We start from the raw sequence: 15,986 nt of genomic DNA, 5'->3' as shown, positions 1-15,986 counted from the left end.
AACTGAGCTAGTAAACCGTTTGGCTGGGATGGCAGGATTTGAACCTACGCATAATGGAGTCAAAGTCCATTGCCTTACCGCTTGGCGACACCCCACTTTTTTATGGGGTGGACGATGGGACTCGAACCCACGACAACCAGAACCACAATCTGGCGCTCTACCAACTGAACTACGTCCACCACAATGGTGCGTCTTAAGGGATTTGAACCCCTGGCCCACGCCTTAGAAGGGCGTTGCTCTATCCAGCTGAGCTAAAGACGCATATTAGTTTCATATTTACATGAAACTATTGGAGCGGGTAGAGAGAATCGAACTCTCGTAACTAGCTTGGAAGGCTAGCACTCTACCATTGAGTTATACCCGCATAAATGGTCGGGGTGACAGGGATTGAACCTGCGACCTCATGGTCCCAAACCACGCGCGCTCCCATCTGCGCTACACCCCGTTGCATTTAAAGAAGTATGTTCTCACGCAACATAATTTATTCTACACGATATACTTTAATACGTCAATAGTTTTTTATTGTTTTTTTATTCATTTTTATTTTTATAACATATAAATATGCATAGAATGGCTATACCTTAATACTTATAGGCATATAATTTTATACTAGAAACTATATTTTCATATAATTAAATTAGTAATATCAAGTCTACAATTTCCAATCTAAGTATACTTTATTAAATTTCTACAAAATATGGTCTTACATCTTCTCCCCTTATTTCCATAATAACAAAGCCTCTCTTCCCATCTCTAGAAATTGATGGGCTGCCAGGGTTTATTAAATAGCTACCATTTTCTTCATTTATTCCAAAAACATGAGTATGACCATATAAACATATCTTACAATTTAATTCAAAAGCTCTTCGCCTAATATTCCAGGTATCAATTTTAACTCCATAATTATGCCCATGAGTCATAAATATCTTATGACCCTCTATATCAACAATTCTCTCACTAGGTACAATATTCGAATAATCACAATTTCCCTTAACACCCATACATATTATCTTTTTATTATTAGCTCTATCCTCTATGTATTTTAGATCCTCTATATTATCTCCAAGGTGAAGTATATAATCACAATTCTTAACTTTATGAATTATCTTATTTAATACTTCATGGTCTCTATGAGTATCACTTATAATTGCTACTAACAAACTTTCTGCATCTCCTTTAACAGCTACAATCTAAATCCAACATAAATTATAGTTCTACTAATTTTTCTATTTCTATTTTTAATTTTTTCAAAGCCTTACCTCTATGACTTAACCCATTCTTTTCTTCTTCACTCATTTCAGCAAAAGTCTTATTTCTTCCTGGAAAATAGAATAAAGGATCATATCCAAAACCTTTACCACCTCTATAATCCTCTATAATATATCCATAAGCCTCACCTTCTACCACTGTAAATCTAGCCTCATCGTCCATTAATGCAATAGCACTTACGAATTTGGCTCTTCTATTTTCATATGGTACACCTTTTAATTTTAATAAAAGCTTTTTATTGTTTTCTTCTGAGTTCCCATGTTCTCCTGCATATCTTGCTGAATATATTCCTGGATCACCATTTAAATACTCTACCATAAGTCCAGAATCATCTGCTAATATAATAAAGTCTTTTCTATTTTTCTCTTTTAAAATATAATATATAGATTGAACCTTTATCTTAGAATTTTCTATAAATGTAGTACCTGTTTCTTCTACATCTACCTCTACATTAACTTCTTTTAATGAATAAATATTAACAGGTAGATTTTTTAATATATCTTTAAACTCTTTTACTTTATGTTCATTATTAGTTGCTAATATAATATCTTTCACTTTATCTACTCCTATCTAAAAATAAAACTAACATCTTTTAATATATACCTAAACTATTTACCAGTACCTATCCAAAGACAATCCATTTTTAAAATATCTTTTTGAATATTTATCATTTGTTTTGATCCTTTTTCAGCTAAATGAAGCAACTCATCTAAATCTTTTCTTGAAAATGGGTTTTTCTCTCCTGTTCCTTGTATCTCAACAAATTCACCTTCTTCAGTCATTACAACATTCATATCTACATTTGCCTTACAATCTTCTTTGTAACATAAATCTAATATTTTTTCATTCTCAAATATACCTACACTTACAGCTGTTAAAAAGTTTCTAATGGGATAAACTTTAAATGGACGTTCCTTATGTATTTTATTTATAGCGTCTACTATAGCTATAAATGCTCCATTAATAGCCGTAGTTCTAGTTCCCCCATCTGCTTGAATAACATCACAATCTATCCATATAGTCTTTTCACCTATTAATTTAAGGTCTACTACGGATCTTAAAGCTCTACCTATAAGTCTTTGTATCTCCATAGTTCTCCCATCTATTTTTAATCTAGATATATCTCTTATTTTTCTTACTTCAGTGGATCTTGGCAGCATATTATACTCACAGGTTATCCACCCTTCTCCCTTACCTTTTAAAAACGGAGGGACTTTATCTTCAATTGAAGCATTACACAAAACCTTAGTATCTCCAACCTCTATAAATACTGATCCTTCAGCATATTTAGTATAATTTCTTATAATCTTAACCGGTCTTATCTGATCGTTTTTTCTTCCGTCTATCCTCACATTATTACCTCCACTTTTATAACTTTTCAACTTAAAATATTCTCTTTGAAATATTAGATACAAAGTATTTACAATATTACGCATCCTAATTGTTACCATTTATTTTTCATTTAATCTTTACTGACTATAAAATAAGCCATCATATATAAAATTTTTCCTTTAATTATAGATTATTTAGCACTTTTTATCTTTTCATCACATATCCTTTATATAAGGATTATTTTATGAGGTGAAGATTTTGAAATATATCGGTCCATTTTTAAGACTAAATAACTTATCAAACGAAATGATAGAAAGTCAACTATTTTATTTTGCAAAAGAATCTACAAAACATATAGTTTTAAACTCTAAATTTGGTATTAATATACCCCTAAAAGAACTTAAAATCAAAACATTTTCCAACTTCGATATTAACACATTTAAAGAAAGTTCTCCACTTTTATGTATCTATAAACGATCTAATATTAAACTTTTAACTCACAAAAACAATGTATTTTGGGATGAAGATAGTTTTAAAAAAGAAGTTAATATATCTAGTAATGGGTACTTAACTTTATGTTTATTAGAACTTGCTAATTATTATGAAAAATTCAAGGATTTAGATAAAGAACTTTATGGCTTATATAATATCTACATTAATCTAGTAAAACATCAATTAAACTTTTATTCTTCTTATCTTAGAAATGAAGAAGGGCTGTTTGTAGATAAGAAAGATATTTCAGACCCAATAACAAAAGAATTAAATTTTGAAATTAAAAATAAAAAGTTTAAATATTCCAACCAAATCTTAATGATGAATTGTTATGCTATTTATAGTATAATTTCTAAAACTGAAGATTCAGATGAATATTATAATTTTTCTAAGGATATTTTAGACATGATTTTAAGATATAAAGACGAGATCTACAACGTGTCTCTTCACGAAAAGATAAACATATTATCTCTACTAAATATTTACTTAAAATTTGATAATAATAATGATGTTTTACTTTTAACCATTGATATTATGGATTTAATCCATGATGAGTTAGGAAATTTAAATAATTCAACCTCTATCTCAAATACTTCATTAATTTTTATTACCTCTATACTTTTTAATCACACTACAGGAATTTCAAAATATGAAGACTTTAGTAAAGATATCTACAAAGAATTAATTAATTTATGTGATGAAGAAAAATTTGTTTTACTAAAAAATTCTTCTAAAAAAGACATAGATTATAATTCTTATGAAATTTGTTTTTATATTTTAGCTTTAGTATTTAAAAACAAATTTTCTAATGATGAAAAGAGTAATGCTAAGTTTGAATATATTTATAGAAAATATATTATAAATTCAGGTATAGTATGTAGCTGGCCAGAACCTCCTAATATAAATAGTATAGAAAGATATAAAAATCACACTTTAAAATCAGAAGATTTAATAGATGAAATTTATTTTAAACTTCCTACTTTACCTACTCCTGAAACCTCTGGTGTTGCCCCTGTTATAATAAAGGATATAAAATATAATGTTAAAAAAGATGAGTTCACTATAAATAAGCAAGTATTTGATTCAACAAAGTATTTCCAATGTTTACTTTACATGATTTACCTCTCTAACAGTTAATAAGCATCTTCTTAGTTTCGTAATTTTTAAAAAAGAGTTTTAGATAATCTTTTATTTATCTAAAACTCTTTTTCTTTTAGTTCTTCATTTAAATCTGTACTTTTAGTTATATTTTTAATAATTATATTTTCATTTCCATCCATATATATACCTTCAATGTTATTGTTTTTACATATAAATAAATTGTTATTAGCAATAGGTATTAGGGGTAAGTCCTTTTTTAATTCTAATTCCATTCCCTTTATTAAATTTTCTTTTATTAGATTATTATTTTCACCTTTTATCTTAATTAAACCTTTATCTAAAAGTTCGCTGTTATAGTTCACTTCTTTACCATGGGTATTGTACCAAGACCTCAAAAAACTTTCTTTAGTTCCAATATGAGTATATTCTACTAATGCCATATCATAGTTTTCTTTAGTTAACTCATTTTCTATATCTTTATCTTTATAATAATAAATTGTACTTTTTATATTAAATTCTTTTTCTATGATATCTTTTAATGATTCCATTAACAATTTATTTTTTTCATTATCTACACATAATATGTTTAGAGTTTTATTATTTTGTTCAGTTACCAAATCCTTTATTTTACTATTAGCAGAAAACAGATCATATCTAAGATTAATATCTTTATTTTCATTTGAAAATACTACTTTTGTACTAGAATCATTAAATATTTCTCCTTTAGCAAGGTTTACATTAAACTTTTCACTAACTTTAGTTTCATCTAATGATGCTAGGAGAGCTTCTTCAATAGCTTTTCTAAAATCTATTTTCGAAGCAAAGGGACTCTTAAAATTAAATATTATAGAATTAAAATCTTGAAGAGTTATATATATAATATTTTCTGTGGACTTTAATCTATCTATTTCACTTATAGGTGGGGAAAAAAATACATCTATTTGATTTGTATCAAACTTTGCCATACCCATTTCTGAATTTGCTACATTATCTAAAATAATTTCTTCAGTCAAAATACTGTCTTTATCATGATAGTTATTATTCTTTTTTAAAACAATTGTATTTTCTCCGTCTTTTTCTTTTAAATCTGTAATTTTATATGCTCCTGTATAAACTATCTGCTTATAATTTTCTTTCCATGATTTTAATACTTCAAAGTCTTTTCTAAGTCTGTATCTAGGCTTAGAAAGAGTATCTAATAATTTGTCATTTCTATAATTTAATCTTATTTGAAGTGTTTTCTTATCTGTTGATATAATAGCTACTTCTCCCTGAGGCTTTTTACCCTTGTTATAGTCTTCTGCTCCAAAAATGCTATATAGCTCTGAAATATTTTTACTGTCTTCGCTTGGACTAAGTATTTGTCTAAATAGTTCTACAAAATGTTTTGCTTCAATCTGCTTTCCATCGCTCCATGTTATGTCCTCTTTTAGAATAAATATATAACTAAGCCCATCTTCACTTATACTCCATTCTTTTGCAAGGGCACCTTTTATCTCACCATTATCATTTTTTTCAACTAATCCATCGAAAAGAGCACAAATTATGTCTTCCTCTCTAGAATTATATGTATCTTCAGAATCTAATCCTTTAGGAATGGATTGCATACCTATAATTACATTGTCTCTCTCATCCTCAATAGGTGCATCTTTTTTTTGGATACATCCTGAAAATATTAACGTGATAGCTATAAAAACAAACAAGAATATTCTTTTTATCATAATATTTAGCTCCTATATACACCTTTATTATAATTAATCTATTATATATTATTACCTAATTTATAACTTTTAATCATATTTCAATCCGGTATATATCCATAAAACCTTATATAATTTCTGCTTAATCGATCTTTGTGTTTTGAATTCATCATCATTTGTTTTGATATAAATCTAACGTTATCTTCTAAAATTATTTTAAAAGGCAACTTTTCATAATGATTAGCATTGATAACTTCTTTTTTAAAAAAACCGGTGGATATATAATAAGCCTTGTCTATATTTACATTATTACACTTATATAAAAAGCTTAAATAATCTTCATATGTAACATATGTGCTTTTATGAAATTTTAATAACCTATTGCATCTCTTTCCATACAACATAATTTCTAAAACATATTTATTTTTAAGAATTAATTCATATTGAATAGAATACTTCCAGCATTCTTTTATAATAGAATCATATATTTTATCTATATCTATAGATTTTAAATATTCTTTTTCATTGTTTATTAATTTTTTATTTAACTTATAATATACTTTATATATCAGTTCCATATTAACTCCAAAATATTATTATTATATTATTATATGTACTATAGAGTATGTGGTGTGATATAATTATTTATAAAAGTTATGAAAATTAAACTTTGGAGGTTTTATGAATGCTGCTTACAATAGAAATTATAGGTATCATCACAATGATTATTTTATCATCTGTTAGTGTACTATCTTTTATCATGATTAATAAGATATTGTCCCAATTAAAATATAAAAATTATCTTATGGAAAAAATGACTCAAAATATATATATGATAGCGTCAAAAAAAGATAAAGAAACTTGTAATAAATTATTTGATGAATATAATGATACAAATAAAGATGAATGTAAATATAAAGACAAAAACAAAGATACAAGCAAAATTTAATTCTTCTATATTCTAAATAAATCTACATATAAAATGCCTCTTTCTGTATCTAATCTCAGCTAGATACAGAAAAAGGCATTTTTCATTAAACTTATTAAATAGATTTAATATGTAAAAATTCATATTCCACTTATCTTATTTATGGTTTATTTCAAAGATTCTTAACTTAAAATACCTGTGATACTCTAAAAAATATAGCTGCCGAAGCTACAAAAAAGCAGAAAAAAGAGTATAGTTTTCTTTTAGGTAGTTCACCCCATGTTAAAAACTTTATAGACCAAAGTAACATAGTTATTGCTAAAAACACTTCTACCATATAGTAATTATTAAAGTATGCTATATATATGTATTGATAGGTGGATATTACAGTAAGCGTCATAACTACTATGGTAATAGCTACAAATCCCCAACATAGATAATCTATTGCCTTTTTCATATTTATTCCTCCAGTAAAAGAATACTTTCTATTTTAGCATAGATTCAAAGTCCTCTTCTGTAAGTATTTTTAAATTCAGTTCTTTAGCCTTATCATATTTTGATCCAGCTTCTTCACCAACTATAACATAATCAGTTTTTTTACTTACACTACCAGATACTGTTGCACCTAATGATTCTAGCTTTTCTTTTATACTTAACCTAGTATAGTTTTCTAAGGACCCAGTAACTACAATTGTTTTATCTTCAAAAATGTTAGCCTTTATATCTTTTTCTTCATATTTAGGTGAAATACCAAGCATAAATAATTCTTGTATGCTTTCATTAATTTTTTCATCAGAAAAAAACTTCAATATATTTTGTGCAACTATGTCCCCTACATCCTCTACAGCAGTAAGTTCCTCAAAACTTGCATTTCTTATATTTTCTAAAGTTTTTAATTTACTTACTAAATCCTTTGCCGTCTTTATTCCAACGTTTGGAATACTTAAGGCATATATAAATGCTGAAAGATCACAATCTTTACTACTTTCTATTGCATTTAAAAGATTTTGAGCCTTTTTCTTAGCAAATCCCTCCAAAGTTAATAATTCTTCTTTCTTAACTCTATATAAATCTGGTATGGACTTTACATTCAACTTTTCAAATAATTGTTCTGCAGTCTTTTCACTAAATCCTTGTATATTCATGGCCTCTCTGCTAGCATAATGTACTAAGCTTTTAACCATTTGTGGCTTGCAAGATAAACTGTTTTCACAAAAATAATGAGCTCCTACCAATATAAGTTTACTATTGCACCAAGGACAATTAGTTGGCGGAACAATTTCTAAGGTATCTTTAGTATTTTCTAAAGTAACCCCCATTATTTCAGGTATAACATCATTTGATCTTCTTACAAGAACATTGGATCCAATTCTAACCTTTTTTCTATTTATATCGTCCATATTATTTAAAGTAGCACGTCTTACTGTTGCTCCAGCAAGCTCTACAGGTTCTAACAATGCAGTAGGACTAACTCTCCCACTTCTTCCTATATTCCATTCCACAGATAAAAGTTTAGTTGTTGCTTCCTCTGCCTCAAATTTAAATGCTATAGCCCATTTTGGAAACTTTACAGTATACCCCAAAAGTTCTCTTGTTCTAATATCATTTATGGCAATTACAACACCATCAATATCATATTCTAAATCTAATCGTATATTATCTATGTATTTTATTTCTTCTTCTATTTCTTCTACAGTACTGCATACTTTCATATAGCTATCTAAATAAAACCCCATATCTCTAATAAAATTAAGCATATCAACATAGGTTTCAAAAGGTCTTCCTTCGTTATATCCTATATCATAAAAAAATGCAGAAAGATTCCGTCTTTCAGTTTCTTTAACATTTAAATTTCTAAGAGCACCTGCAGCACCATTTCTTAAATTTTTTAGGGGTACCTTAGCGCTTTCATTATATTTATTAAAAGCCTTTCTAGTCATTACGGCCTCACCATGGATTTCTATGGTACTATCATAAGGTATCTTTAGCGGAAGGCTTTTTATTGTTTTAGCTTGAGCTGTAACATCTTCCCCTACAATTCCTGTTCCTCTTGTAGCTACCTTAATTAATACTCCATCTTCATTATAAGTGCAATTAATAGTAAGACCATCAAATTTTTTGGTTAAAACATAGGTTAACTTTGGCAAGGGAATACTTGCAGTTTGATTATAACTTTCTACTATCTTTATGTTCCTTTTATGCCATTCTTTTAATGTTTCGATACTTTGAGCTTTATCAAGGCTCCATAAAGAAGCTTTATGGACATATTTATTAAATTGGGGTAAAACCATATCTCCAACTCTTTGAGTTGGAGAATAAGGGAGTATGATTCCAGTTTCTTTTTCAAGTCTTACTAATTCATCATACTTTTTATCATATTCTTTATCACTAATTGAAATATTATTAAGAACATAATACTCATAAGCATATCTATTAAGCTCTTCAATAAGGTCTATAATTTTATTTTCATTCATATCCAAAAGCTTCACTCCTTATAACGTATTACAATAATTGTAAAGGGGTTAAACTAAGTATAAATTGTTTTACTCCCATATTATCAAATGCTATAGTTATTTTTAAATCATCCTCTTCTTCTAGAGTATTTATTATAGTACCTACTCCAAATCTTGAATGCTCTATCTTCCTACCAATGGTTGCTTCTTTTTTTGTAAGTAATTCACCGGTACCCTTTTGTATCTTTTCTTCCATTCTATTTAATGCCTTAGTAAAAGATTCCTCACTATAATCTGCTCTTAAACTATGAGGATTATACTCCGCCTTTGCTTTTGTTCTTTTTCTAGGTTCTCTTAATGTCTTCACCTTAATATGTTCTACAAGTTCTGGATTTATTTCATCTATAAAGTCAGATTGACTATAACTAACCGCTCTTCCAAATACTCTTCTAACTTCTGCTGATGTCATATATAGCTTTTCTTTGGCTCTTGTTATACCAACATAACAAAGCCTCCTTGACTCTTCCATTTCCTTTTGATCATTTAAAGATGCATTACCAGGGAATATTCCGTTTTCCATACCCACCATGAATACTACAGGAAACTCCAATCCCTTTGCACTATGAACAGTCATAAGTACCAATGTATCTGCTTCTCTATCAAAATTATCTATATCTGATACAAGAGTAGTCTTTTCTAAAAATGCTGAAAGGGTTTTATCCTCTGAGCTTCTTTCAAAGTCTACAGCTGCTGAAACCAATTCTTTTAAGTTTTCTACTCTACTTTTATCCTCAGGATTATTAGTTTTTTCTAATTCCTTAATATAACCACTTTCATTAAGGATATACTCTATAAACTTAGAAACTGATAGTTGCTCTTTCATATCAATAAGATCATCCATTAAAGTTGTAAACTTAAGTATAGCATTTATGTTTCTTTGCGTTAATCCTGGTATACTTTTAGCATCTACCATAACATTATATAAATCATCTTCTATAGAAACAGAAAATTCCTGAAGCTTAGAACATGTTGTATCTCCAATATTTCTTTTAGGTACATTTATTATTCTTCTTAAGCTTACTTCATCTTCTGGGTTGTTTATAAATTTTAAATAAGCCATTATATCTTTTATTTCTTTTCTATCATAGAACTTTAATCCACCAATTATTCTATAAGGTATATCTGCGCGCATAAAAATATCTTCAAATATACGTGACTGTGCATTAGTTCTATAAAGTATTGCAAAATCTTTATAAGTCTTTTCTTCTTCTTTTATCATTCTCTTTATTTCAGATGAAATAAACTGTGCTTCATCCATATCAGAATAAGCCCTATATACCTTAAGTTTTTCTCCCTTTTCATTAGAAGTTCTCAAAACCTTGTTTTTTCTCTCGCTATTATTGCTTATTACTGTGTTAGCTGCTTCTAATATATTTTCCATAGATCTATAGTTTTCTTCAAGTTTTATAACTTTAGCATCTGGATAATCCTTTTCAAAGTCCAAGATATTTCTAATATCTGCACCTCTCCACTCATAAATACACTGATCATCATCACCAACTACACAAATATTTCTACTTTCTTTAGCAAGTAATCTTACAAATTCGTATTGACACTTATTTGTATCTTGGTACTCATCTACCATTATATATTTAAACTTCTTTTGATAAAACTCTAATACATCAGGATATGAATTAAATAACTCTACAGTTTTGAATATTAAATCATCGAAATCTAAAGCATTATTATTTTTTAATTTACGTTGATAAAGTTCATAAATCTCAGCTATCTTATTTTCTCTAAAGTTACTTTCATTTTCTCTCTTATAAGTTGATGCTGTAACTAGATTATCTTTAGCTTTCCCTATCTTGCTTATTATCTCATTTTCTGTAATATCTTTATCATTAATATCTAATTCTTCCATGCATTGTTTAACCAAAGACTTTTGGTCATAGCTGTCATAGATAGTAAAACTTTTTTTGTATCCTAACTTATCTATTTCTCTTCTTAAAATTCTAACGCAGCTAGAGTGGAAGGTTGATATCCACATATTGTCTGCTGTTTCTCCAATTAGAGACTTCACTCTTTCTCTCATTTCTTGACCTGCTTTATTAGTAAATGTTATAGCCAAAATCTGAGATGGGTATATATTTAAATCTTCTACCATGTGCGCTATCCTGTATGTCAAAACTCTAGTCTTACCAGATCCTGCTCCTGCTAATATTAACAAAGGTCCTTCTATTGTTGTAGCCGCTTCATATTGCTCTTTGTTTAAAAGTTCTTTTAATTCCATATTAATTACCTCCTGTAAATAAAAAAAGTTTATATAAAAAATATAAACTCAAAAGAATAAGCCAAAGTCACCCATCCTAGTATAACATATAAGCACAATAAAATAAGATTATATGTTCTCTCTTTAATTTATAGCAATAAACAGATATTTATTATTTTTAATCTGTTCCTTCAAATATAAGTTTATATCCTATGCTCTTATATCTATTCTACCATTTATACGCTAAATAAGCCACAAGTTTATATTTTATTTTAAAATCATAGTTTAAGTCTAAATATATTTTAAAAAAACAAAAGCACAACCCTTGGGGAAAGGCTGTGCTTTTATAAATAAAAAGGGGGTTATTAATACTTTTTATTCATCCTTGCACAACTATTATATTAAACTTTTTTTAATATTGCAAGGTGTTTTTAAAATAAAATTGTAACTTTTATCTTACTATCACATTAAACATTCTATATTCTATGCATTTAATATTATTTTAATTTATATATAGTTTTATTAAGAATAATACCTTTTGCTGTATATATTAGGATCTCTTATACATCTTATAAATGCTAAAAGAATTTTGTTTATCTCTATCTATTTTTTAGCACATGAATATAATGATTCTATCTCCTCGTCAGAAAGTTCTCGGTATTCTCCCTCATTTAAATTTTCATCTAATAAAATAGGTCCAAACCTTGTTCTTCTTAAATAAGTAACTGCTTTATCCAATGCTTCAAACATCCTTTTTACTTGATGAAATTTTCCTTCTTGTATTGTAAGTTCTATTTCTGAGCCCTCTTTAGATGAAGATATTATTTTTAATTTTGCTGGTAAACATTTATATCCATCATCTATAACCATTCCCTCTTCAAACCTTTTTATATCTTTTTCATCTACTTCTTTATTGATTTTTGCATAATAAACCTTTTCCACATTCCACTTAGGAGATATTAATTTATGATTAAGTTCCCCATCGTTAGTTATAAGAATAAGTCCCACTGTATCTTTATCAAGTCTTCCTACTGTAAAAGGGTCAAAAGCTATGTAATCAGGTTCTAATAGATCTATTACTGTCTCATCATATTTATCAAAGGTTGCTGAGATTACATCCTTTGGTTTATTCATCATAAGATATATATATTTTCTGTAGAATATCTCCTGTCCATTTATTTCAATAATAGACTTGTTTGGATCTATTTGAATACTATTATCTTTTACAACCTCTTTATCTATCATAATATTTCCTTTTTTAATTAAAGACTTTATGTCCTTCCTGCTACCATATCCTAGGTTTGAAAGTATCTTATCTAATCTTTCCATAATACCATCCTTTATTTAAATTAAACTTCATTATTTGTACTTTATTTTGTTATTTATCCGATGGCTACCATCCGTAACACCCCTATCCTCTTCAAGGTGGGGATGACGGCTGCTACGCCCCTGGATAAGTTCTTCTATTAAAAAGTTATTATTGAAAAAAGTGAATATATATATATACTCACTTTTATACTATGCCTTATAATATCCCATAACCTTTTTAATATAGTTCTGAGTTTCTAGAGGAAGCCTATCTGCCTTTTCTATACTATCTACGCCTCTTCTAGCCATAGTTCCCGGCCCTGCATTATAAGCTGATAATGCCATTTCCAAAGTTTTAAATTGATCTAGGTACTTTTTAAAGTGTCTTGTACCTGCATATATATTTTCTTTTATATCATAAGGGTTTTTTACGCCTTCTTCCTTTACATTTTCAGGCATAAGTTGCATAAGGCCCATTGCACCAGCCCAAGACTTGGCCTTCGGATCAAAATTTGATTCTTGCTTTATTATGGCTCTTATTAGTTTTTCATCTATCCCATATTTTTTAGATGCTTCTTTTATTGATTCTTCAATTATCATATTATTTGATCTTAAATCTTTACCTATAGGGCTTGAAATAAATTCATCTTTAAAATCTTTTGTATTTAAACGTTGTCCCTTCATATAACCTAACTGACTTAGATCCGCCTCTTCTAGCCCAAGAGATTCTAATAAATCATTACTACTCTGTTCATCACTCATAGCCTTAGCCATAGTTTCTAACACCATTTGAAAAGCAATAGAGTCTTCTTTAAATGCACCTTTCATCATTTGAGTCATTAGCTGAAGCTTCATTACATTTTCCGCTGACTTTATCTCCAAAAAATCACCACCTATTTATTATACATATCTCTATTGTAATTTTTTTAAAGAGCATAGTCAACTAAAGATTGAACTGTTGCCATTTCTTCATAGGTCTCAAACTCAAAAATATCATAATCCTCATAGGAGCAATTTTTGTAATTACTTTTAGTTAAAACTAAAATCTTATATTTTCCTTGTACAAAAGGTATAAAGGCATAATAATCTTTTTTGCTGTAACTTTGTGCTTTTCTCCATTCCCCTTGTTCCATAATATAAAATTCATAGCTTACATCTATTCCTCCTTCATTTTCAACTCTTAAAACTACAGGTTCATTTATATAAATATTAGTATTATCTATAAAAAGTTTAGTATTCATAACAGGTAAGGCATCATGAACCTTTATTTTAACCTGCTTTTTACTATCATACCCTTTTTCGCAATACACACTCTTTCCTTGAATTTCTATTAAGTAACTTCCCCTACATTTAGGTTTAAATATATACTTCTTATTTTTAACAAAGCTAGTTTCCTCAATTAAATGTCCATCCACCTTTAATATATACTTAATTAATGTATCTTTAGTATTTTCTGATACAACTTCTAAATCAATAGTATCTCCTACCATATAATATTCTTTAGGATTAATTAAAACATATTCTATATTCCCTTTCACATATTCATTTACATTAAGTGTCAAAATCCAATGACAATCATATTCTTTATTTGAGTATTTATCTTTAACTCTGACCTCTATACAATATTCTCCTGGAACCATGGGGGTAAAGTTAACTGAGTTACAATCTCCATATTCTATAGTTTCTACTTCTTTATCTAATAAATATACTATAAAAGAATATTTTAATTCTAGCCCACCTTCAGCCTTTACTTTTATTTTTACTGGCTTGTTTACTATAATATCTTTCTTTTTATCCACAGATACATCTTTTATTATTACAGGATTTTTAGCTTTCTTACTTATAGAATATTCCATTTCCTTTATATCTTCATACTCATCTTCAAAGCTTATATCTTTTACCATAGCTTTAATAACATAGTCACCATCTTTACTACACTTCCATAACAAACTATCTTCTCTTGAGTACCCAGTATCTTCACTATAAGTTCCCTCTACAATAAATCTGTATAATAAATTTTTACCTCCTTCTACAATAGTCTTAAAGCTTATCTCAGTACCTGATAGCTGTGGTGAACTAAGATCTGCTATTAATTCTTTTATTTTTATCTTTTTATAAGGTTCCACTTCATAATTTATTACTGCCCTATCGTCATATTCTCTATTAGAATACATATCTTTTACAAAACAAAGAAGTTTATATTTTCCTTTTATATTTTCTATATAAGAAACTATGTTTTTGGTGGAATAATCCTGTATACACTTTATATTACCCTTAGAATCTATTTTAAAAAACTTATAAATGAGCATCCTTTCTTCATTGCTATTTGAATTTATCTTAAATATAAGTTCTTCTCCTACCATTATATCAGGGGTTACACATTTAAAATCCTTTATTTCTACAGGATCAATATTCTTTATATTAAAACTAATCTTTTTAAAATCATCAAAGTTATTTTTAGAGTTTACTTCTTTACATTCTATTAAAACATCATAAAAACCTGGAGTATTTGCTGTAAAACTTAATGTGTCTTGTGGGGAATAATTCTTCATTAATTCCCAGCCATCATTAATTTTTAACCAGTATTTAAAAAGCAGATTGCTTTTATAGGCATCTACAGATAAATTGATTTTATCTCCTATTAAATATTCCTCTTTATCAAGTAATATCTCCTTTATAATATGCTCATCTTCTATTCCAACTATGTAATCTGCTCTAGTCACATAATCAAAAGATTTCTTGCTATCTTTATCTTTACCCTGAACCATTAATACATATTTCCCATTTTTTTTTGGAATCCACTTATAGGTATCTGATTTACTAAAATCTTGAAGAGTATGCCAAATACCATCTAATCCTATGAAAAATTTATATAATAAGTTTTCTTTTTTTGAGTCAACAGTAATTTCTATATTCTCACCCTTTCTTTGAGGGCTACTTAAATTAAAATTAATTTCCATATTACTCTCTCCTTTTAGTTAAATATAATTTCATTTCTACATATTCCTATTCCATATTATGTAATAACATTCCTTCTTTTTATTACTATATTCGTTCACCAAATTATTTGAGTAAAGGAAGATTTTTGACGGTATAAGAAGAAAATTAATGGTAAAAATAATAATAAAGGA

At 28.0% G+C, this 15,986-nt stretch carries 13 protein-coding genes and 5 tRNA genes; 2 read left to right on the top strand and 16 right to left on the bottom strand.

Features of this window, described 5'->3' with window-relative positions; all coding sequences use genetic code 11:
* Positions 1-20: 20 nt before the first annotated feature.
* The 8 genes from BD821_RS12345 to rph form a co-directional block, all read right to left on the bottom strand.
* A tRNA-Gln gene (locus tag BD821_RS12345) sits at positions 21-95 on the bottom strand.
* Between the two features lie 8 nt (positions 96-103).
* Positions 104-179: transfer RNA gene (locus BD821_RS12340), tRNA-His, on the bottom strand.
* 5 nt (positions 180-184) lie between these two features.
* Positions 185-261, bottom strand: a tRNA-Arg gene (locus BD821_RS12335).
* 29 nt (positions 262-290) lie between these two features.
* A tRNA-Gly gene (locus BD821_RS12330) sits at positions 291-364 on the bottom strand.
* A 5-nt stretch (positions 365-369) separates the two neighbouring features.
* Positions 370-445 (bottom strand) — tRNA-Pro (locus BD821_RS12325).
* A 235-nt stretch (positions 446-680) separates the two neighbouring features.
* Entirely contained in the window at positions 681-1,160 is a 480-nt protein-coding gene (locus BD821_RS12320) for a YfcE family phosphodiesterase (RefSeq protein ID WP_169994204.1), read from the bottom strand.
* Between the two features lie 46 nt (positions 1,161-1,206).
* Positions 1,207-1,824 carry an XTP/dITP diphosphatase gene (locus tag BD821_RS12315; RefSeq protein ID WP_104410735.1) on the bottom strand — a complete coding sequence of 206 codons (618 nt, stop codon included), beginning with the start codon at positions 1,822-1,824 and terminating at the stop codon, positions 1,207-1,209.
* Positions 1,825-1,877: 53 nt separating this feature from the next.
* On the bottom strand, positions 1,878-2,621 hold the full coding sequence (gene rph, locus BD821_RS12310) for a ribonuclease PH (RefSeq protein WP_104410734.1): 744 nt from the start codon (positions 2,619-2,621) through the stop codon (positions 1,878-1,880).
* Between the two features lie 238 nt (positions 2,622-2,859).
* On the opposite strand from rph, the gene BD821_RS12305 reads away from it, so the two are divergent.
* The gene (locus BD821_RS12305; RefSeq protein ID WP_104410733.1) at positions 2,860-4,230 is read left to right on the top strand and encodes a hypothetical protein; all 1,371 of its coding nucleotides are present in this window, start codon (positions 2,860-2,862) and stop codon (positions 4,228-4,230) included.
* Between the two features lie 59 nt (positions 4,231-4,289).
* On the opposite strand, the gene BD821_RS12300 is transcribed toward BD821_RS12305, so the two are convergent.
* Positions 4,290-5,915, bottom strand: coding sequence for an ABC transporter substrate-binding protein (locus BD821_RS12300; protein WP_104410732.1), 1,626 nt, complete (start codon positions 5,913-5,915; stop codon positions 4,290-4,292).
* Between the two features lie 80 nt (positions 5,916-5,995).
* On the bottom strand, positions 5,996-6,472 hold the full coding sequence (locus BD821_RS12295) for a hypothetical protein (protein WP_029450991.1): 477 nt from the start codon (positions 6,470-6,472) through the stop codon (positions 5,996-5,998).
* Positions 6,473-6,579: 107 nt separating this feature from the next.
* Between BD821_RS12295 and BD821_RS12290 the strand changes: the two genes are divergently transcribed.
* Positions 6,580-6,843 carry a hypothetical protein gene (locus BD821_RS12290; protein WP_035794207.1) on the top strand — a complete coding sequence of 88 codons (264 nt, stop codon included), beginning with the start codon at positions 6,580-6,582 and terminating at the stop codon, positions 6,841-6,843.
* Between the two features lie 166 nt (positions 6,844-7,009).
* On the opposite strand, the gene BD821_RS12285 is transcribed toward BD821_RS12290, so the two are convergent.
* The 6 genes from BD821_RS12285 to BD821_RS12260 all read right to left on the bottom strand — a co-directional run bounded on the left by BD821_RS12285 (position 7,010) and on the right by BD821_RS12260 (position 15,815).
* On the bottom strand, positions 7,010-7,279 hold the full coding sequence (locus tag BD821_RS12285) for a hypothetical protein (RefSeq protein WP_029450992.1): 270 nt from the start codon (positions 7,277-7,279) through the stop codon (positions 7,010-7,012).
* A gap of 28 nt (positions 7,280-7,307) precedes the next feature.
* Complete coding sequence (ligA, locus tag BD821_RS12280) at positions 7,308-9,296, bottom strand: NAD-dependent DNA ligase LigA (RefSeq protein ID WP_029450993.1); 1,989 nt, start codon at positions 9,294-9,296, stop codon at positions 7,308-7,310.
* A gap of 28 nt (positions 9,297-9,324) precedes the next feature.
* On the bottom strand, positions 9,325-11,568 hold the full coding sequence (gene pcrA, locus BD821_RS12275) for a DNA helicase PcrA (RefSeq protein WP_104410731.1): 2,244 nt from the start codon (positions 11,566-11,568) through the stop codon (positions 9,325-9,327).
* Between the two features lie 582 nt (positions 11,569-12,150).
* Positions 12,151-12,876: a pseudouridine synthase gene (locus BD821_RS12270; RefSeq protein WP_104410730.1), complete on the bottom strand. Its 726-nt coding sequence runs from the start codon at positions 12,874-12,876 to the stop codon at positions 12,151-12,153.
* Positions 12,877-13,065: 189 nt separating this feature from the next.
* Positions 13,066-13,737 (bottom strand): lytic transglycosylase domain-containing protein, encoded by a 672-nt coding sequence (locus BD821_RS12265; protein WP_029450997.1) that lies wholly within the window; start codon positions 13,735-13,737, stop codon positions 13,066-13,068.
* A 44-nt stretch (positions 13,738-13,781) separates the two neighbouring features.
* Positions 13,782-15,815 (bottom strand): triple tyrosine motif-containing protein, encoded by a 2,034-nt coding sequence (locus tag BD821_RS12260; RefSeq protein ID WP_104410729.1) that lies wholly within the window; start codon positions 15,813-15,815, stop codon positions 13,782-13,784.
* Positions 15,816-15,986: the final 171 nt, after the last annotated feature.

The organism is Clostridium algidicarnis DSM 15099 (assembly GCF_002934235.1).
Classification (GTDB): domain Bacteria; phylum Bacillota; class Clostridia; order Clostridiales; family Clostridiaceae; genus Clostridium_L; species Clostridium_L algidicarnis.
The sequence above is the reverse complement of the archived record's forward strand: the minus strand, read 5'-3'. Positions and strand labels throughout refer to the sequence as shown.

Excerpts from the sequence above, each read along its gene's own strand:
- BD821_RS12300 (WP_104410732.1), bottom strand. The coding sequence starts at position 5,915 with ATGATAAAAAGAATATTCTTGTTTGTTTTTATAGCTATCACGTTAATA.
- BD821_RS12295 (WP_029450991.1), bottom strand. The coding sequence starts at position 6,472 with ATGGAACTGATATATAAAGTATATTATAAGTTAAATAAAAAATTAATA.
- BD821_RS12290 (WP_035794207.1), top strand. The coding sequence starts at position 6,580 with ATGCTGCTTACAATAGAAATTATAGGTATCATCACAATGATTATTTTA.
- BD821_RS12285 (WP_029450992.1), bottom strand. The coding sequence starts at position 7,279 with ATGAAAAAGGCAATAGATTATCTATGTTGGGGATTTGTAGCTATTACC.
- ligA (WP_029450993.1), bottom strand. The coding sequence starts at position 9,296 with ATGAATGAAAATAAAATTATAGACCTTATTGAAGAGCTTAATAGATAT.
- pcrA (WP_104410731.1), bottom strand. The coding sequence starts at position 11,568 with ATGGAATTAAAAGAACTTTTAAACAAAGAGCAATATGAAGCGGCTACA.
- BD821_RS12270 (WP_104410730.1), bottom strand. The coding sequence starts at position 12,876 with ATGGAAAGATTAGATAAGATACTTTCAAACCTAGGATATGGTAGCAGG.
- BD821_RS12260 (WP_104410729.1), bottom strand. The coding sequence starts at position 15,815 with ATGGAAATTAATTTTAATTTAAGTAGCCCTCAAAGAAAGGGTGAGAAT.